Origin of the sequence: Pseudorhodoferax sp. Leaf267 (assembly GCF_001422405.1) — a bacterium.
In the GTDB taxonomy this organism is placed as follows: Bacteria; Pseudomonadota; Gammaproteobacteria; order Burkholderiales; family Burkholderiaceae_C; genus Pseudorhodoferax.
The window spans coordinates 53598-72437 of record NZ_LMMV01000024.1; the positions used below are offsets into that span (position 1 = coordinate 53598).

Here is an 18840-nt window from a genome sequence, read left to right on the forward strand (position 1 = left end):
GCAAGGCCAGTGCCGCCAACGCGTACGTCAGGCGTCGAACTCCGCCAGTGAGCGGACGGAAATCAGATCACTGTCGCCCAGCGACCGCACATCGTCGGCCGTGAGCGTGACCAAGGCCTGCGTGCGTCCCGACGCCGCCACGAACTCGACTTCGTACGCGCCCTGAGCCGGCATATCGACGATCGCGCCGACGTCGCCTTTGCGCAATCCTGTCTCAGGGTGATCCCTGGTGAGTGCAACCGTGTCCAGTAGCTTGTGCATGATTTACCCCGGGAACGCAGTGATGAATCGAGGAGCTTCTCCGCCGATGGGCACGAGCCATACGCAGATGAACTTCGCCACTCGAACATTCGGCCCGTGCAGACTACCACTGACTTCGTACTTCTGCCCAAAGGCACTGGCTTGTCCAGGCACGGCTTCGGTTTCGCATGCCAGGGCGAGCAGGTCGTCACGAAGTCTTTCCCATTCTTCAGCCCGGTATCCGAGAGCCAGAAATACGGTGGCCTTGAAGCGCCCAACTGGATGGACGTGCGAGAGCAGATAGTCCCGAATCTTGGCCGGATCAATGTGAGCCTGTTCCGCGGCTGGCAGCAGCATGCGGCCAGTCTACGCCTCTCGCCCCCAGCACTTGGAACCGACACACGGCATGTTTCCCCGGCACCGTGGACCGTGCGAGCGGCGCATGCCGCGTTCGCTGTTGGAGTGTGCCGTCGAACCAGACGGCGTCGAGCGCGATCTTGGACGCTGTGAGCATGTGGGCCCGGGATCAGCGAATGTGTGGGGCGCGGGAGTGACACTCGACAGCGGGATACGCCAGCGTCCGGGCCGCGCGCGCAGGGCACGCATCACCGCGCCAGCCGCATCAGCTTGCCGCTGTCCGTCAACAGCAGCAACGCCCCGTCCGGCGCCTGCCGCACGTCGCGAAAGCGCTCGCCCAGGGTGTCGAACATGGCCTCGCGCGCGGCCACGGTGTTGCCGTCGAGCGTGAGGCGCCACAGCGTCTGGCCGGCCAGCGATCCGCTGAACAGCTGGCCGCGCCACTCGGGGAACAGCGTCCCGGTGTAGAACACCAGGCCGGACGGCGCGGTCGAAGGCGGCCCCCAGGTCGTGAGCGGTTCCACGAAGTCCGGCGCGTGCACGCCGCCGCCGTAGCGACAGGCTGCGCTCGGCGTCACGCCATAGGGGCAGCCGTAGCTGCGCAGCGGCCAGCCGTGGTTGGCGCCGGCGCGCGCGATGTTCAGCTCGTCGCCGCCCTGCGGGCCATGCTCGCTGACCCACAGCTCGCCCGTGTCGGGGTGCAATGCCGCACCCTGCGGATTGCGGTGGCCGATGCTCCACAGGCCCGGCCGGGCGCCAGCGCCGAAGCCGGGGTTGTCGGCCGGCGCATTGCCGTCGCGGGCGATGCGCACCACCTTTCCCAGTGTCTGCGTGACGTCCTGCGCGGGGTCGAACAGAAAGCGCTCGCCCAGCGTCACGAACAGCGTCTTGTCGCGCGCGACCACCAACCGCGAGCCGAAGTGGTTGCCGCCTGCCACCTTGGGGGCCTGGCGGAAGATGACGCTCGCATCCACCAGCGCGTCGCCTTGCAACCGCGCGCGCAGCACCGCCGTGCCGGCCAGCCCGGCTTCGCTGCCTGTACCGGGCTCGGCGTAGCTCAGGTAGATCCAGCCGGCGGCGGGCGTGTAGTCGGGGTCGACCACCACGTCCAGCAGGCCGCCTTGCCCGGCCGCGGCCACGGCCGGCACGCCGGCGATGGTCGCCAGCGTCGTGCGCCCGTCGGCCGACAGGCGCAGCAGGCTGCCGGCCTTTTGCGTGACCAGCATCTGTCCGTCGGGCAGCAGCGCCAGGCCCCAGGGGCTCTGCAGCCCGGTGTGCACGGCCGTGAGCTGCGGCGCGGCCGGCGGCGGTTCGGGCATGGGTGCTGGCGCGGTGTCGCCGCCCCCGCCGCCGCCGCAGGAAGCAGCCAGCAGGGCGCATGCAGCAAGAGCCATCGTGCGCAGTGCGCGGGACGCGGTTGCCATGGCAGGTCTCCTGAAGGTGGGCAGGTTCCAAGACACGGCCATGCTATGCGCGCCAGCGCAGGTGCACCGTCGGACTGTGCCGCGTCGTGGCCGTGCCGGGCCGCGCTGCACCTGGGCACGGGGAGCGAGACAATGCCGCGGCGCTCGCCGTTTCCTGGCCTGCGTCTGCCGATCCCATCTGCCGCATGCCGCCCCCTTCCGCTGACCCCACCCCTTCGGCGCCCGATGCGTTCTCGTTTCGGCGCATCGCGCTGCCGGCCTTCGGCCCGTCCCTGCTGTTCGGGCTGGGCGAGGGCGCCATCCTGCCCATCATCCCGCTGATGGCGCGCGAGCTCGGCGCCTCCGTGCCCATGGCCGCGTTGGTCGTGGGCCTCATCAGCCTGGGCTCGTTGCTCAACAACATCCCGGCCTCGCTGATCACCATGCGCTGGGGCGAGCGCGGCGCCATCGTTGCCGCCGGCCTGTGGAGCGCGCTGGGCATGGCGCTGTGCGTGTGGACCTCGCACCTGGGCCTGTTCGCGCTGGGCTGCCTGATGGTGGGCATGTCACAGGCCGTCTACAACCTGGCGCGCCAGAGCTACATGACCGAGGCCGTGCCGGTCGCCTTTCGGGCGCGCGCGCTGTCCACGCTGGGCGGGGTCATGCGCATCGGCATGTTCATCGGGCCTTTTCTCGGTGCGGCGGCCGTGCATGCCTTCGGCCTGGCGGCGGCCTTCGGCGTCGGCATCGCCGGGGTGCTGGGCGCCGCGGCCCTGGGCGCCCGCGTGCCCGACCTGCCGGCACCGCCGCTGCCGCCCGGCCAGGCGCCACCGGCTGCCACGACCATCGTGTCGACGCTGCGCGACCACCGCCACGTGTTCCGCACGCTGGGCCTGGGCGTGCTGCTGGTCAGCGCCGTGCGCGCGTCGCGCCAGGTCGTTATCCCGCTGTGGGCCGAACAACTCGGCATGGCGCCGGCCGTGGCGTCGCTGGTGTATGGCCTGGCCGGCGGCATCGACATGCTGGTCTTCTACCCGGCCGGCAAGGTGATGGACCACAAGGGCCGGCGCTGGGTCGCCGTGCCGTCCATGCTCATCATGGGCACGGGCCTGCTGCTGATGCCGTTCACATCGGGCTTGCACAGCCTGCTGCTGGCGTCGCTGGCCATCGGCTTCGGCAACGGCATCGGCTCGGGGATGATCATGACGCTGGGCGCCGACCATTCGCCGCGGCACGGCCGCGCGCACTTCCTGGGCGTGTGGCGGCTGCTGTCCGACATCGGCGCATCGGGCGGGCCGGCGCTGCTGTCCTTCCTGGCGGGCGGCCTGTCGCTGGCGGCGGGCATCGCCGTCACCGGGCTCATCGCCTACGCCGCGGCCGGTGCGCTGGCGTACTGGATTCCGCGCGCGCAGGCCGCCCGCCCCGAGCGGTGAGGCCCGATCAGATCGCCCGCGTCAAATACACGGCTTCGCGCCCGACGATGGGCTCGCGCGTGGGCATGAACACGGTGCAGCCGTCGCAGGGCGAGACGATGCGGTGCGGGCCGTCCTCGGCGATCAGCTCGTCCTGCGCGAAGGTCTCCAGCCCCACGAGCGGGCGCGTGAAGCGAAAGTCGGTGGTCTGCACCAGGTGCGTCTCCAGCAGCTCGAAGCGCTTCTGCGGCTGCGTTGGCGCGCTGGGTGCGACCGGGTCGATCAGGCCGAAATGCGCCAGGAAGTCCAGCGTCACGGCCGTGGCCAGGTCGGCGGAGGCCTGGTGGAAGTGCTGGCCGCATTCCACGACCAGCGCCACACCCGCCCCGGGGCCGTCGTTGCCATGGCCGCCGTACTGGATCAGCGGCGTGCCCGAGCCCAGGCCCTTGGGCATCAGCAAGTGCAGCGCCGGCCGGCCGATGGCCTGCGCCACCGCGCCGTTGCGCGCGTAGGCCGGGTAGACCCAGAAGGAGGGCACGTCCTGGCTCGTGGAATGGATGTCGAGGATGTGGTCCGCCGCGTCCACCACGCCGCGCAGCGCACGGGCCCGGGCCAGCTCGGGGCTGTCTTCGGCGCCGTCCAGCCAGGCCGTGGACCAGATGCGGTTCATGTTGTGCACGAGCTGGCGGCTGTCGAAGGGCTTCTCGATGTCGAAGCTCTCGTAGGCCGCCACGTTGGCGAAGCTCACCGTCAACGTGCCGGTCCTGGGCCGCACGCCCGTGTCCAGCAGGTGCGTGGCGGCCACCATGCCGCAGATCTCGTTGCCGTGCGTGAGCGCGTTGATCAGCACATGCGGGCCGGGCTGGCCGGAATCGAAGCGGTGCACGTAGTCGACACCGGTGTTGCCGCGGCGGTAGGCCGACAGGTCGCGGGGCAGGACTTCGAGTTGGGGTGTGGTCATCCGCGAGATGTTACGGGGATGGCGGACGCGCTGCTCAGCGCCCCTCGAACCGCGGCAGACGACGCTCGGCCATGGCGCGCACGCCTTCCTGGAAGTCGGCCGTGGCGGTGTGGACCTGCTGCATCTCGCGCTCGTGGCGGTTCACGCGCTCGATCTCGTCGGCCAGCCCGCGCCGCAGCGTGGCCCGCGTGCTGGTGACGGCCAACGGTGCCGACAGCGCGATCTCGGCCGCCAGCGCCAGGGCCGTCTCGCGGACTTCGTCCTGCGCCACCAGCACGTCGGCCAGCCCGCTGCGCTAGGCTTGGACGCCGTCGATGCGCCGGCCCGTGAACAGCAGCACGCTGGCCTGCTGGGGGCCCACCAGCCGCGGCAGCGTGACGCTGAGGCCGAAGCCCGGGTGGAACCCCAAGCGGTTGAAGTTGGCCGAGAAGCGTGCCTCGGCACAGGTCACGCGGAAGTCGGCCGCCAGGGCCAGCCCCAGGCCGGCGCCCACGGCCGCGCCGTGCACGGCAGCCACCACAGGCTTGGCCGTGCGGAACAGCCGCATGGCCTGCACGTAGAACGGGGCGGGGTCCTGCGCGCCGCCGCTGAAGTCGGCGCCGGCACAGAACACGCGGCCCTCGGCGGCCAGCACGGTGCAGCGAATGCCGGGGTCGGCATCGATGCGGGCCAGCGTGTCGGCCAGTTCGCCCAGCATCTCCACGCTGGCGTGGTTGTGCGGGGGGCGACGGATTTCCAGCAGGGCGACGTGGGCGTGGCCTGCGTCGAGGCGGTGGATGTCGCTCATTGGATTTCGATCCCGGCGATCTGCACGTACTGCTTCCACTTCGCGCGCTCCTCGCGCTCGAAGGCGGCCAGCTCGGGCAGCCCCACGCTGGCGGGGGAGAACGCAAAGCCCTCCAGCCGCGACTTGATCGGGTCGGTGGTCACCGCCTCGTTGATCCACCCGTTCAATTGCTGCTGTGTGGCCATGGGCGTGGCGGCCGGCACCGCGATGCCGAGGAAGCCGCCGCGGATGGTGAAGTTGGGAATGGACTCGGCGATGAGCGGCAGGTCCGGGTAGCGTTTGAGCCGGGCATCGCTGTGCACGGCCAGCGCGCGCAGCTGGCCGGACGAGACGAAGGAGTCGCCCTGCACCGTGTCGGTGAACACCACCTGGATCTGGCCGGCGATCAGCTCGGACATCGCCTGGCCCACCTGCTTGTACGGGATTGGCGTGAGCTGCACGCCCGCCTCGTGCGCGAACAGCGCGGCCGTCACCTTCGAGGTGGCATTGAAGTGGCCGTAGTTGATGGCGCCCGGTGCGGCCCTGGCGGCGCGCACGAACTCCTGCAGCGTCTTGTACGGCGCGTCCGGCCGCACCAGCATGTAGGTGGATCCGGGGCCGAACGAGCCGACCAGCCGGAAGTCGCGGCCCGGGTCGTAGGGAAGCCTGGTGAACAGCGCCGGGTTGGCCAGGTGCGTGGACGTGGTGGCCAGCAGCAGCACCGAGCCATCGGCCGGCGCCCCGCGCACGGCCTCCACGCCGATGATGCCGTTGCCGCCCGGCCGGTTGTCCACCACCACCGCGCGGCCGGTCTTCTTCGTGAGGAACTCGGACAGCATGCGCGCCGAGATGTCGCCCGAGCCACCGGGCCCGAACGGCACGATGATCTGGATCGGCTTGTGCTCCTGCGCCCGGGCCGGCACGCCGGCCGCCAGCGCCAGCGCTGCGAGGCCCTGGATGCACTGTCTTCTGTCCATGTCTGTCTCCTTGCGTTGTGGATCGGTCAGCGCAGCCCGCCGCAGATGTCTTGCGTGTGCTCGCCCAGTTCGGGTGCCCGGCCGCGCATGGGAGGGCGCTCGCCGTCGAACGACAGCGGCAGGCCCACCACTTTCAGGTCGACCTCGGGGATGCTCTGGAAGATGCCGATGGCCTCGGTCTGCGGCTGCGCCATGACCTGCGCGAAGTCCTGGATCGGGCCGCAGGGGATGCCGGCGGCCTCCAGCGCGAGGATCCAGTCCTCGGTGGTGCGCTGGCGGAACAGCGTCTCCAGCGCCGGCACCAGCTCGGCCTTGTGCTGCACGCGCAAGGCATTGCTGGCATAGCGCGGGTCGGCCGCCCATTCGGGGTGCCCGACCAGCCGCGCCAGCTTGGCGAACAGCCGGTCGTTGGCGGCGGCGACGACCAGCTCGCCATCGGCGGTGGGCAGGGCCTGGAACACCACCACGTTGGGGTTGCCGCTGCGGTGGCGCGCGGGCTGCTGGCCGGTGGCCTGGAAGCCCGCCATCATCACCTGCAGCCAGCCCAGCGCGGTTTCGAACAGCGAGGTGTCGACCACGCAGCCCTTGCCCGTGCTGGCACGCTGGAACAGCGCGGCGATGCAGCCCAGCGCGGCCCAGATGCCGCTGCCCAGGTCCAGCACCTGCATCCCCACACGCGATGGCGGCCCGGTCTCTGCACCGTTGATGCTGAACAGGCCGGCATAGGCCTGCACCATGGGCTCATAGCCGGGCGCCAGCTGCTTGGGGCCCTTGTGGCCGAACGCCGTCAGCGAGCAGTAGACGAGGCGCGGGTTTGCCGCGCACAGCACCTCGGGGCCCAGGTCCAGCTCGGCCAGCGAGCCCGGCCGCATGTTCTGCACGAACACATCGGCCTGGGCCACGTAGTCGCGCAGCCACTGCAGCTGGGCCGGGTCCTTCAGGTCCAGCGCGATGCTCTTCTTGCCGTGGTTCATCGCCTGGAAGGTGGTGGCCGTGCCGCGCCAGAACGGCGGGCCCCAGCCGCGCGCATCGTCGCCGGTGCCGGGCCGTTCGACCTTGACCACATCGGCGCCCAGGGCCGACAGGATCTCGCCGGTGTAGGGGCCGGCGATGTTCTGCGCGACCTCGACCACGCGGATGCCCTGGAGCGGTTGTGCTGCGAACGGTTGCATGTTCATGTCCCTGTGAAATGGGGGGCGCGCTTGTCCAGAAAGTGCTGCACGCCCTCGCGGAAGTCGTCGGTGCCGCGGCAAGCCGCGATCTCGCGGTCGGCCAGGCGCGTGGCTTCGCCGAGGGTCTGCGTGCGGGCCTCGCGCAGCTGTCGCTTCATCACGCGCACCGAGCGTGGGGAGGTGGCATTGGCCAGCTCGCGTGCGCGCTCGAGCACTGCGTCGAGAAAGCCCTCGGCCGGCAACTGGCGGGCCAGGCCCATGCGGTCGGCCTCGTCGGCCAGCAGGGTGCGGCCGCTCAGCAGCAGGTCGGCCGCGTGCATGGGGCCGACCAGGCGCGGCAGCAGCCAGGCGATGCCGTGCTCGGCCGCCAGGCCGCGCCGCGCGTACGGCGCGGTCAGCTTGGCGCCGGCGGCCACGAAGCGCAGGTCGCAGTACAGCGCCAGGCACAGGCCCACGCCCGCGGCAGCGCCGTTGATCGCCGCCACCAGCGGTTTGTCGATCAGGTCCAGGTAGGCGTAGCGCTCGCCCTCGGCCAGTGGCCCGCCGGGGCGCTCGCCAGCGCCGCGCAACACCTCCATGTCCATGCCGGCGCAGAACGCGCGGCCGGCGCCGGTGAGCACGATGCAGCGCACGGCGTCGTCGCGTTCGGCCTGCGCCAGGGCCTGACGCAATTCGGTTTCCAGGGTGGGCGTCCACGCGTTCATGCGCTCGGGCCGCTCGAAGCGCAGCACGGCGACGCGGTCGGCCACGCTGTAGCCCAGCTCGGTGAAATGCATGCCTGTCTCCCTTGGTGGTGGCGCGTGGCACGGGTGCATGCGCTCGGCGGCAGTATTGCGTCGGGGGGGTGGGTGCGAACAAGGCTGGAGTTTCGGATTCCGAAATTGCGAGAATCGGCGCCATGCCCGCCACACCCTCCACGCGCAGCCGCACGCGCGCCACCGGCAGCTTTGTGCGTAGCACGCCCGGCAGCCATTCGCTGGAGCGCGGCCTGCAGCTGCTGCGCGCGTTCCGCCTCGGCGGCCGCACGCTCGGCAATGCAGAGCTGGCCGAGCGCACGGGCCTGCCGCGCCCCACCGTGAGCCGGCTCACGCGTTCGCTCGTGGATGCGGGCTTCCTGGCCTATGACCATGCGCAGCAGGGCTACCGGCTCGGCGCGGTGTGCCTCACGCTGGCGTTGGTCTACCGTGCGTCCGAGCGCGCGCTGGAGGTGGCCCTTCCGCTCATGCGTTCGCTGGCCGAAGGCAGGCATGTCAACGTGGGGCTTGCCATGGCCGACCAGCTGGAGATGGTCTATCTGGATTCGGTGCGCCTGAGCCGGCGCGGCATGTTCCGGCGCATCGTGCCGGGCTCGCGCATCCCGATCGCCAGCACCGCGCTGGGCTGCGCCTTCCTCGCAGGGATGGCGGCGGCGGACCGCCGGGCGCTGCTGGCACGCCTGCGCCAGGCACATGGAGCCGGCTGGCCGACGCTGCAGCGCCAGATCGCGGCGGCACTGGCCAGCGTGCGCACGCGAGGCTTTTGCCGGGCGCAGTGGCAGGCCGGCATGGTGTCCGTGGCCGCGCCGCTGCGCACGCCGGGCGGCGATTTGTATGCGCTGAACGTCAGCTTTCCGGTGCCGGCCGCCTCCACGCAGGAGGACGACGAAGACCACGTGGGCCTGCTGCGCAGGCTGGCCGCCGACATCCAGGCGGCCTGGGGCCGGCAGGCAGATCTGTAGACCGCCCCGGCCGCAAGCCAGGCGCTTGCCCAGCCCTGGCCGGTGCAGCGCAACGGCGCGTGGCCCTGGGGGCCGTGGCGCCATGCGGGCGACCACAATAGGCTTGCACAATTCGATCCAGCCGATGACAGACACCACCCTCGCGCCCGGCTTCATGGCCGTGCACAGCAACCACCCGGAAGCCTTGCGCGACCTGATGCTGGCCTGGATGGCGCGCCACCCGCTGGCGCCGCTGGAAGACGAATGGGTGCTGGTGCAGAGCAACGGCGTGGCCCAGTGGCTGCGGCTGGCGCTGGCGCAGCCGCCGTCGCACGGCGGCGTGGGCATCGCCGCGGCGCTGCGCACCGAGTTGCCCTCGCGCTTCCAGTGGCAGGCCTACCGCGCCGTGCTGGGCGCGCAGGCGGTGCCCGCTGTCTCCCCGTTCGACAAGCCGCTGCTGGTCTGGCGGCTGATGCGATTGCTGCCGGGCCTGCTGCACGAGGACGTGTTCGCGCCGCTGCGCCGCTTCCTGCTGGACGACAGCGACCTGCGCAAGCGCCACCAGCTGGCCGAGCGACTGGCCGACCTGTTCGACCAGTACCAGGTCTACCGCGCCGACTGGCTGGCCGACTGGGGCGCGGGGCACGACGAGGTCGTGACCAGCCGCGGCGGCCGCCAGAGCGTGGCCGATGACCTGCTGTGGCAACCGCGGCTGTGGCGCGCGCTGCTGGCCGACGTGGGGCCCGAGGGCGCCGCTGGCAGCCGCGCCGCCGTGCACCAGCGCTTCATGGCTGCCGTGCAGGGCTGGCGCGGCGAGCGCCCGGCCGGCCTGCCGCGCCGGCTCGTGGTGTTCGGCATCTCCTCGCTGCCGCAGCAGTCGCTGGAGGTGCTGGCCGCGCTCGCGCGCTGGACGCAGGTGCTGATGTGCGTGCACAACCCCTGCGCGCACGACTGGTCGCACATCGTGGCCGACAAGGACCTGCTGCGCGCCGAGCGCAGCCGCCAGCGCCGACGCACGGGCAGCGAAGGCGCCATCGACGACGACAGCCTGCACCAGCATGCCCAGCCGCTGCTGGCCGCCTGGGGCAAGCAGGGCCGCGACTTCATCCGCCTCTTGGACATGCACGACGAGCACGAGGCCTATGCCGAGCGCATCACCGCGATCGGCGAGCGCATCGACGTGTTCGACGCGAACGCGGGCGACACCGTGCTGCACCAGCTGCAGGACGACATCCGCGACCTGCGGCCGCTGGCCGAGACGCGTGCGCACTGGCCGGCGGTGCAGGGCGACGACTCGATCCGCTTTCACGTCACGCACGGCCCGCAGCGCGAGGTCGAGGTGCTGCACGACCAGCTGCTGGCCGCGTTCGCCGCCGACCCCAGCCTGCGCCCGCGCGACGTGATCGTGATGGTGCCCGAGGTCGGCAGCTATGCGCCGCACGTGCAGGCCGTGTTCGGCCTGCGCACGCCCGACGACGCACGCCACATCCCCTACAGCCTGGCCGACCAGGCGCAGCGCCAGCACGACCCGCTGCTCGGCGCGCTGGAGCGCCTGCTGGCCCTGCCGCAATCGCGCGTGGCCACCAGCGATGTGCTGGACTGGCTGGAGGTGCCCGCGCTGCGCGCGCGCTTCGGCATCGCTGCCGCGCAGCTGCCGTTGCTGCAGCGCTGGGTGGCGGCGGCCAACGTGCGCTGGGGCCTGCATGCGGAGCAGCGCCGCGCGCTCGACCTGCCGCAGGCCGGCGGCGCCAACAGCTGGGACTTCGGCCTGCAGCGCATGCTGCTGGGCTATGCCGTCGGCGGCGGCGACCACTGGGCCGGCATCGAGCCGCTGGACGAGGTCGGCGGGCTGGACGCCGCGCTGCTCGGCCCGCTCGCGCAGCTGCTGGAGACGCTGCAGTCGCACTGGCGTGCGCTGGCCGCGCCGGCCACGCCCGTGCAATGGGGCGAGCGCCTGCGTGCGCTGCTGGCCGACTGCTTCGCGCCCGAGGCGGACGCCGATGTGTTCACGCTGCGCCGGCTCGACACCGCGCTGCAGGCCTGGCTCGATGCCTGTGCCGCGGCTGCCATGGGGGAGGAACTGCCGCTGTCCGTCGTGCGCGAGCACTGGCTGGCGCAACTGGACGCGCCCGCGCTGAGCCAGCCCTTCTTCGCCGGCGCCGTCACGTTCGCCACGCTGATGCCCATGCGCGCGATCCCGTTCCGCGTCGTCGCGCTGCTGGGCATGAACGACGGCGACTACCCGCGCAGCCGGATCCCCATGGACTTCGATTTGATGGCGCAGGACTGGCGGCCCGGCGACCGCTCGCGCCGTGAGGACGACCGCTACATGTTCCTCGAAGCCCTGCTGTCCGCGCGCGACCGGCTGCACGTCAGCTGGGTCGGCCGCAGCATCCACGACCAGAGCGAGCGCGCGCCCTCGGTGCTGGTGGCGCAGCTGCGCGAGCACCTGGCTGCCGGCTGGCGCCTGGCCGGCGACGAGGCGCTGCCGCAGGAAGAAGCCGGCACTCGGCTGCTGCACGCGCTGACCGTGGAGCACCGGCTGCAGCCCTTCCACCCGGCGTACTTCACGCGGGGCGGCGATGCGCGCCTGTTCAGCCACGCGCGCGAGTGGCGCGCGGGCCTGCTGCCGGCGGCCCCCGTCGCGCAGCGCGACGCGCCGCTGGCCCCCTTCAAGTTCGACGGCCCGCTCACGCTGCGCCTGCTGTCCAGCTTCCTGAAAGAGCCCGCGCGCGCGTTCCTGCAGCTGCGCCTGGGCGTGCATTTCGACGCCGACGATGCCGTGGTGCAGGACCAGGAGCCGTTCGCGCTGGACGGCTTGCAGAACTGGCAGCTGCAGGACGAGCTGATCCAGGCGCAAAAGGCCGCGCTCGATGCCGACCTGCCGCGCGACGCAGCCCTGGCCGCGCAACTGGCGCGCATGGGCCGGCGTGGCGTGCTGCCGGCCGGCCACTTCGGCGCACTCGTGCAGGCCGAGCTGGCCGAGCCCATGGACAGGATGTTCGCTGCCTACCAGCAGGTGATCGCCGCCTGGCCGCATGCGCTGCCCGACGCGCTGCTGGACTACCTGCCCGCAGGCCAGGACGAGCCCCTGCGCCTCGTGGACTGGCTGGGCGGCCTGCGCGCGGACGATGCGGGTGCACGCTGCCGCGTGCTGCTGGAGAGCACCGGCCTGGTCAAGGACAAGCGCTACCGGCGCGACAAGCTCGTGCCGTTCTGGGTCGCGCATGTGGCGGGGCACCTGGGCGGTGAGGCGTTGACGACGGTGGTGGTCAGCAAGGCCGGCACGGTCACGCTGGCGCCGATGGTGGTCGAGGAGGCGCGTCGGTACTGGAGTGTGTTGCTGCAGGCCTGGCAGCGGGGGCTGTGCCAGCCCTTGCCACTGGCGCTGCGCACGGGCTTCGCGTGGCTGGAGGCCCAAGGCACGGAGGGCGATACGCCGCAGTCGCCGGCGTGGCAGAAGGCGCGCGTTTGCTACGAGGGCGACGACGCTGCGCGCGGCGTGGCCGAAGGCGGGCAGAGCGCCTACCTGGCGCGGGCGTTCCCGAGCTTCGAAGCCCTGTGGGCGCAGGGCGCGTTCGCGCAATGGGCCCGGACCCTGTTGGCGCCCCTGGACCAAGCCGTGCAGAAGATGCCAAAGGCCGCCGCATGAGCATGAAAAATAGGGCCGAGCGCAGCGATGGCCCGAGCGTCTGCCGCTGTTCCCCCTGTACACGTGCCGAGGAGCGCAGAGGACTGGGCGGCGCAAGAGCATCTTGCGCTTCGTTGACTGACTCATTGCACCTGTTCGAGGTGAACGAACGCAGTGAGTGGTGCGAGTTGTGCAATGCGCCCAGTCCGCGAGCACCGCAGGTTGCCCGGAGCGCAGCGGAGGGACACGTGTACCGGGGGCCGCCTTCTTTTGCTTACTTTTCTTGGGCGGTAGCCAAGAAAAGTAAGTCCGGATGTGGGGTGGACAGCCCCACCTCTGCCCTCTGCAAGAGAGCTGCTCTCGATAGCTCGACGCGGTGGCTCGCGGCCGGCGAGGGCCTAAGGGTGGGAGCGGGGAGCGGGCCTTCGCTGCGCTCTGCCTGGAGGGCTTCGGCCGCATGACATCCTTGCCCGAACTTCTCCAGCCTTTGCGCCTGCCCCTGCGCGGCAGCCGCCTGATCGAAGCCAGCGCCGGCACCGGCAAGACCTTCACCATCGCGGCCCTCTACCTGCGTCTGGTGCTGGGCCACGGCGGCGACGCGGCCTTCGCACGGCCGCTCACGCCGCCCGAGATCCTGGTCGTGACCTTCACCGAAGCCGCGACGCAGGAATTGCGCGACCGCATCCGCGCGCGCCTGGCCGAAGCCGCCGACGCTTTCCTGGCCGACCCCGCCGACATGGCGCAAGCCGGCAACCTGCTGCACGACCTGCGCGCCGACTACCCCCCCGCCCAGTGGCCCGCCTGCGCCCGCACATTGCGCCTGGCCGCCGAGTGGATGGACGAGGCCGCCGTCTCCACCATCCACGGCTGGTGCAACCGCATGCTGCGCGAGCACGCCTTCGACAGCGGCAGCCCGTTCACGCAGACGCTGCAGACCGACCAGAGCGAACTGCAGGCCGAGGTCGTGCGCGACTACTGGCGCAGCTTCTGCACGCCGCTGGCGCCCGACGATGCAGCCCAGGTGCGCGCCTGGTGGGCCACGCCCGAGCAGCTGCAGGCCGATGTCGGCAAGCTGCTGGAGCAGACCGACGCCCTGGGCGCAGGGGAGGCGCCGGCGACTGCATTGAAGACCGCGCGCGATGTGGCCGCGCGCGAGCTTGCGGCGTTGAAAGGCCCGTGGGCGGGCGAGACCGGCTGGGCCGCCGAGCTCCTGCGCCGGCTGGAAGGCGCCGTGGCGGCCAAGCACTGCAAGCTGCCCAAGCGCAAGGACTGGATGCAGGCGCTGCGCGATTGGGCTGAGGGTGATGCGCCCGAGCCGGGCCTGACCAAGACAGCCTGGGAGCGACTGTGTATCGACGGGCTTGCAGACGGCTGGGCTGGCGACAGCACCGAGCTCGCGGCGTTGTTCGACCATGCGGCCTGGCCTGCGCTGGCCAGCTTGCGTGCCAGGCTGAAGGCGCTGCCCGACGGCCGGCACGCCCTGCTGCGCCACGCCGCCCGCTGGTGCGCGCAGCGCCAGGCGCAGGAGCAGGCCCGCCGCGCGGAGATGGGCTTCAACGAGTTGCTCACGCGGCTGGACGCAGCCCTGCAAGGCCCGAACGGCGCGCGCCTGGCCGCCCTGATCCGGCGCCAATTCCCCGCCGCGCTGATCGATGAGTTCCAGGACACCGACCCGCTGCAGTACCGCATCTTCGACACCATCTACCGCGTGGCCGCGAACGCGCCCGAGACCGTGCTGCTGCTGATCGGCGACCCCAAGCAGGCGATCTACGCGTTCCGCGGCGCCGACATCCACACCTACCTGGCCGCGCGCCATGCCACCGCCGGCCGCCATGCCACGCTGGGCACGAACTACCGCTCCACCGCGCCCATGGTCCAGGCCGTGAACGCCGTGTTCGACCAGGCCGAGCTGCGGCTGGACGGGCAGGGCGCCTTCGGCTTCCGCACGGCCGACGGCAACCCCTTGCCCTTCGTGCCGGTGCAGGCCCAGGGCCGCGCGCAGCGCTGGTGGCACGCCGGCCGCGAGCCTGCCGCGCTGACCGCCTGGGTGCAGGACGCCGGCCCCGACGCCACGGGCCGCATGGCCGCGGCCTGCGCCAGCGAGATCGTGCGGCTCCTGAATGCAGGCCAGGCCGGCGAGGCGGGCTTTCGCGACCCCGACGGCACACTGCGCGCGCTGCGCCCCGGCGACATCGCCGTGCTCGTGAACAAGGGCGCCGAAGCGCGCGCCGTGCGCCAGGCCCTGGGCGCGCGCGGCGTGCGCAGCGTCTACCTGTCCGAGCAGGACTCGGTGTTCGACAGCCCGGTCGCCGCCGAGCTGCAGCTGTGGCTGGCCGCCTGCGCCACGCCCGAGGACGAACGCCTGCTGCGCGCTGCGCTCGCCAGCGCGCTGCTGGGCCTGGACTGGCAGGCGCTCGACGACCTGGGCCACGACGCCCTGCAATGGGAAGCCCGCGTGCTGCAGTTCGGCAACTACCAGCGCATCTGGCAACGCCAGGGCGTGCTGCCCATGCTGCGGCACCTGCTGCACGACTTCGGCGTGCCGCAGCGGCTGCTGGCCGCGGGCGACGAGCGCATGCTGACCGACGCGCTGCACCTGGCCGAGCTGCTGCAGCAGGCCAGCAGCCTGCTCGACGGCGAGCACGCGCTGATCCGCTGGCTGGCCGAGCAGCGCGCGGGCGGCGCCGGTGGCGATGCCGATGCGCGCCGGCTGCGGCTGCAGAGCGATGCCGACCTGCTCAAGGTCGTCACCGTGCACAAGTCCAAGGGCCTCGAGTACCCGCTGGTGTTCCTGCCCTTCGCCACCGCCCTGCGCGCGGCCAAAGCCGACGACCTGCCGCTCAAGTGGCACGACGACGACGGCCGCCTGGTCGTCGCGCTGCAGGCCGATGCCGAGGATCTCGCGCGCGTGGACGCCGAGCGCCTGGGCGAAGACCTGCGCAAGCTCTATGTGGCGCTGACGCGTGCGCGTTACGCGACCTGGGTCGGCGTCACCGCCACCAAGGACGTGGAGCGCAGCGCGCTCGGCTATCTGCTGGGGGGCGGCGCGGCGCTGCCGCCCGATGTGCTGCGCGCCGCATGGCAGTCGCTGGCCGGTGACGCCATCGCCGTGCAGGACGCGCCCGCGCCGGACGCCGAGCGCTACCACGACCCCGCGCGCACGCCCGTGCTGGCGCCCGAGCCGCCGCTGCCCGCCGGGCCGCTGGAGCGCTGGTGGATTGCCAGCTACTCCGCGCTGCGCCGCGCCGAGGCCGGGCCGGAAGCGCCCGCACCGCTGCCCGAGAGCGCAGCCGAAGACATCTATGCCGACAGCCGCGTGGACGATGCCGACGACCTGGCGGAAGACGCCATTGCGCTGCCCGCAGCCGATGCGGGGAGCTTGCACGCCTTCCCGCGCGGCGCGGCCCCCGGCACCTTGCTGCACGGCCTGCTGGAGTGGATGGGCCAGCAGGGCTTTGCACGCGTGCAGGCCGACGCGGCCGTGCAGGCCGAACTGGCCGAGCGCGTCGCGCGCGCCTGTGCCCTGCCGGGCTACGCGGGATGGGCGCCGGTACTGCAGGACTGGCTGCTGCGCTGGGTCGCCATGCCGCTGCAGATCGGCCTGCACGGTGCCGCGCCCGTGGCGCCTGCCGCGCTGGGCACCGTGCAGATCGAGATGGAGTTCTGGCTGGCCGCGCAGCAGGTCGACACACGGGTTCTGGACGACCTGGTGCGCGGCCACACGCTGGACGCCGCGCCGCGCCCGGCCCTGGCGCCGCAGCAGGTCCACGGCATGCTCAAGGGATACATCGACCTGGTGTTCGTGCACGAGGGCCGCTACTACGTGGCCGACTACAAGTCCAACTGGCTGGGGCCGCTGGATGCCGACTACCACCCCGCCACCATGCGCGCGGCCGTGCTGGCGCACCGCTATGAGCTGCAGTACGTGCTGTACGTGTTCGCGCTGCACCGGCTGCTGCGCGCCCGGCTGCCCGGCTACGACTATGCGCAGCACATGGGCGGCTCGGCCACGCTGTTCCTGCGCGGCCATGCGGCGCCGGGGCAGGGCCTGCATGCGGAGTGCCCGCCGTGGGCATTGATCGAGGCGCTGGATGCGCTGTTCCAGGGGCAGGCGGAGGTCGCATGAACGTCGAAGCTGTCGTCCTCGCCCCCGTCCCGCCGTGCCACGCGCCCGTGCTGGCCGCGCTGCAGCGCTGGGTCACGCAAGGCTGGCTGCGCGCGCTGGACCATGCCTTCGCCGCCTTCCTCGCGCGCCAGGCGCCCGAGGCCGACCCGCTGCTGGTGCTGGCTGCCGCGCTGGCCAGCCACCAGCTGGGCCGCGGCCATGCCTGCCTGGACCTGGCTGCCGCGCTGGCCGATGCCGGCCAGGCCTTGTCGCTGCCGCCCGAAGGCGGGCGGCCCGTGGTCGACGAGGACGCGCCGCCGGAGCACCCTGCGACCCTGCTGGCCGGCGTGCGCCTGGCGCGCTGGACGCAGGCGCTGCACGTGCCCGCGCTGGTCGGCGACGGCCCGGGCGCCCAGCCGCTGGTGCTGGTCGGCACGCGGCTGTACCTGCGCCGCTACTGGCAGTACGAGCAGTCCGTGCGCGCCGCCATCGCGCAGCGCCTGGCACTGCCGCAGGCCGCAGCCGGGCCCGCGGCCTTGCCCGGCCTGCGCGCCGCGCTCGACGCGCTGTTCCCCCCGCGCCCCGGCGCCGCGCTCGACTGGCAGAAGATCGCCTGCGCGCTGGCCGCGCGCCAGGGCTTCGCCATCGTCACCGGCGGCCCCGGCACCGGCAAGACGACCACCGTCGTGCGCCTGCTCGCGCTGCTGCAGTCGCTCGCGCTGGCCGGTGGCGCCGGCCCGCTGCGCATCCGCCTGGCCGCGCCCACGGGCAAGGCGGCTGCGCGGCTGAACGAGTCCATCGCCGGCGCCGTCGCCGGCCTGGCATTGCAGGGCCTGCCCGGCGGCGAGGCCGTGCGCGCCGCGATCCCGACCGAGGTCACCACGCTGCACCGCCTGCTGGGCAGCCGGCCCGACACGCGGCACTTCCGCCACCACGCGCGCAACCCGCTGGCGCTGGACCTGCTGGTCGTCGACGAAGCCTCGATGCTGGACCTGGAGATGATGGCCAGCGTCTGCGCCGCGCTGCCGCCCGGCGCGCGCCTGATCCTGCTGGGCGACAAGGACCAGCTCGCCTCGGTCGAGGCCGGCGCCGTGCTGGGCGACCTGTGCCAGCGCGCCGATGCCGGCCACTACCGGCCCGACACGGCCGCCTGGCTGCTGGCGGCCAGCGGCCAGTCGGTCGACGCATCGCTGGTCGACCCCTCGGGCCAGCCGCTGGACCAGGCCGTCGCCAAGCTGCGCGTGAGCCACCGCTTCAGCGCCGCCAGCGGCATCGGCCGGCTGGCCCATGCGGTCAACGAAGGTGACTTTCGCGCCGTGCAGAAAGTGTTCACGAGCGGGTTCGCCGACCTCGCCCAGCAGCGCGCGGGCGACGACGCCGCGCTGCGCCGCCTCGTGGTGGACGGCGCGCCGCAGGCCTTCGCCGTCAGCGGCCAGGGCAGCCTGGCGTTCGACGACGGGCCGCCGCCGCCCGTGGGCTACCGGCACTACCTGGAGCTGCTGCGCGCGCGGCAGCCCGACGTGCACGCGCCGCAGGCCGCGTTCGATGCGTGGGCGCGCGACGTGCTGGCCGCCTACAGCCGCTTCCAGCTGCTGTGCGCGCTGCGCAGCGGGCCGCAGGGCGTGCAGGGCCTGAACCAGCGCGTGGCCGAGCTGTTGCGCGCGCAGGGCCTGCTCGACGCCGGCCAGGGCGGCTGGTATGTCGGCCGCCCGGTGCTGGTCACGCACAACGACTATGGCCTGGGCCTCATGAACGGCGACGTCGGCGTCACGCTGGCGCTGCCCACGCCCGTGCCCGGCGAGCAGCAGCCGCGCTGGACGCTGCGCGTGGCCTTTGCGAGCGGCGACGGCGAGGGCGGCATCCGCTGGGTGCTGCCCAGCCGCCTGCGCGCGGTCGAGACCGTGTTCGCCATGACGGTGCACAAGTCGCAGGGCTCCGAGTTCAGCCACGCCGCGCTGCTGCTGCCGGCCAATATGAGCCCGGTACTGACGCGCGAGCTGGTCTACACCGGCATCACGCGCGCGCGGCACTGGCTCACGCTGGTGGCCGATGCGGGCGTGCTGCGTGGCGCGATCGGGCGGCGCGTGGAGCGGGTGGGTGGGTTGGTGGGCTGATTGGCT

12 protein-coding genes and 1 pseudogene are annotated in these 18840 nt (G+C 72.4%); 5 read left to right on the plus strand and 8 right to left on the minus strand.

Annotated elements, in window-relative coordinates; translation table 11 throughout:
• Positions 1–27: 27 nt before the first annotated feature.
• The 3 genes from ASF43_RS23875 to ASF43_RS23880 all read right to left on the minus strand — a co-directional run bounded on the left by ASF43_RS23875 (position 28) and on the right by ASF43_RS23880 (position 2021).
• Positions 28–261 (minus strand): DUF4926 domain-containing protein, encoded by a 234-nt coding sequence (locus ASF43_RS23875; RefSeq protein ID WP_056186803.1) that lies wholly within the window; start codon positions 259–261, stop codon positions 28–30.
• 3 nt (positions 262–264) lie between these two features.
• The gene (locus ASF43_RS30160; protein ID WP_156373499.1) at positions 265–597 is read right to left on the minus strand and encodes a DUF6883 domain-containing protein; all 333 of its coding nucleotides are present in this window, start codon (positions 595–597) and stop codon (positions 265–267) included.
• Between the two features lie 248 nt (positions 598–845).
• Positions 846–2021, minus strand: a complete 1176-nt coding sequence (locus ASF43_RS23880) for a PQQ-dependent sugar dehydrogenase (protein WP_156373500.1) — start codon at positions 2019–2021, stop codon at positions 846–848.
• A 185-nt stretch (positions 2022–2206) separates the two neighbouring features.
• On the opposite strand from ASF43_RS23880, the gene ASF43_RS23885 reads away from it, so the two are divergent.
• Positions 2207–3433, plus strand: coding sequence for an MFS transporter (locus tag ASF43_RS23885; protein ID WP_056186807.1), 1227 nt, complete (start codon positions 2207–2209; stop codon positions 3431–3433).
• A 7-nt stretch (positions 3434–3440) separates the two neighbouring features.
• Here the strand turns inward: ASF43_RS23885 and ASF43_RS23890 are convergent, their stop codons facing one another.
• The 5 genes and pseudogenes from ASF43_RS23890 to ASF43_RS23910 form a co-directional block, all read right to left on the minus strand.
• Positions 3441–4373 (minus strand): succinylglutamate desuccinylase/aspartoacylase family protein, encoded by a 933-nt coding sequence (locus ASF43_RS23890; protein WP_056186809.1) that lies wholly within the window; start codon positions 4371–4373, stop codon positions 3441–3443.
• A 34-nt stretch (positions 4374–4407) separates the two neighbouring features.
• Positions 4408–5160 (minus strand): annotated as a pseudogene (locus tag ASF43_RS23895) (enoyl-CoA hydratase/isomerase family protein).
• Positions 5157–6116: a tripartite tricarboxylate transporter substrate binding protein gene (locus ASF43_RS23900; RefSeq protein WP_056186810.1), complete on the minus strand. Its 960-nt coding sequence runs from the start codon at positions 6114–6116 to the stop codon at positions 5157–5159. The pseudogene ASF43_RS23895 and the gene ASF43_RS23900 overlap by 4 nt, the downstream one beginning before the upstream one ends.
• A 26-nt stretch (positions 6117–6142) precedes the next feature.
• On the minus strand, positions 6143–7288 hold the full coding sequence (locus ASF43_RS23905) for a CaiB/BaiF CoA-transferase family protein (RefSeq protein ID WP_056186813.1): 1146 nt from the start codon (positions 7286–7288) through the stop codon (positions 6143–6145).
• Positions 7289–7290: 2 nt separating this feature from the next.
• Positions 7291–8064 carry an enoyl-CoA hydratase-related protein gene (locus ASF43_RS23910; RefSeq protein ID WP_056186816.1) on the minus strand — a complete coding sequence of 258 codons (774 nt, stop codon included), beginning with the start codon at positions 8062–8064 and terminating at the stop codon, positions 7291–7293.
• 122 nt (positions 8065–8186) lie between these two features.
• Between ASF43_RS23910 and ASF43_RS23915 the strand changes: the two genes are divergently transcribed.
• The 4 genes from ASF43_RS23915 to recD all read left to right on the plus strand — a co-directional run bounded on the left by ASF43_RS23915 (position 8187) and on the right by recD (position 18834).
• Positions 8187–9005: an IclR family transcriptional regulator gene (locus tag ASF43_RS23915; RefSeq protein WP_056186819.1), complete on the plus strand. Its 819-nt coding sequence runs from the start codon at positions 8187–8189 to the stop codon at positions 9003–9005.
• A 124-nt stretch (positions 9006–9129) separates the two neighbouring features.
• Positions 9130–12636, plus strand: coding sequence for an exodeoxyribonuclease V subunit gamma (gene recC, locus ASF43_RS23920; protein ID WP_056186822.1), 3507 nt, complete (start codon positions 9130–9132; stop codon positions 12634–12636).
• 436 nt (positions 12637–13072) lie between these two features.
• Positions 13073–16741: an exodeoxyribonuclease V subunit beta gene (gene recB / locus ASF43_RS23925; protein WP_056186825.1), complete on the plus strand. Its 3669-nt coding sequence runs from the start codon at positions 13073–13075 to the stop codon at positions 16739–16741.
• Positions 16738–18834: an exodeoxyribonuclease V subunit alpha gene (gene recD, locus ASF43_RS23930; protein WP_056186827.1), complete on the plus strand. Its 2097-nt coding sequence runs from the start codon at positions 16738–16740 to the stop codon at positions 18832–18834. The genes recB and recD overlap by 4 nt, the downstream gene beginning before the upstream one ends.
• Positions 18835–18840 lie beyond the last annotated feature (6 nt).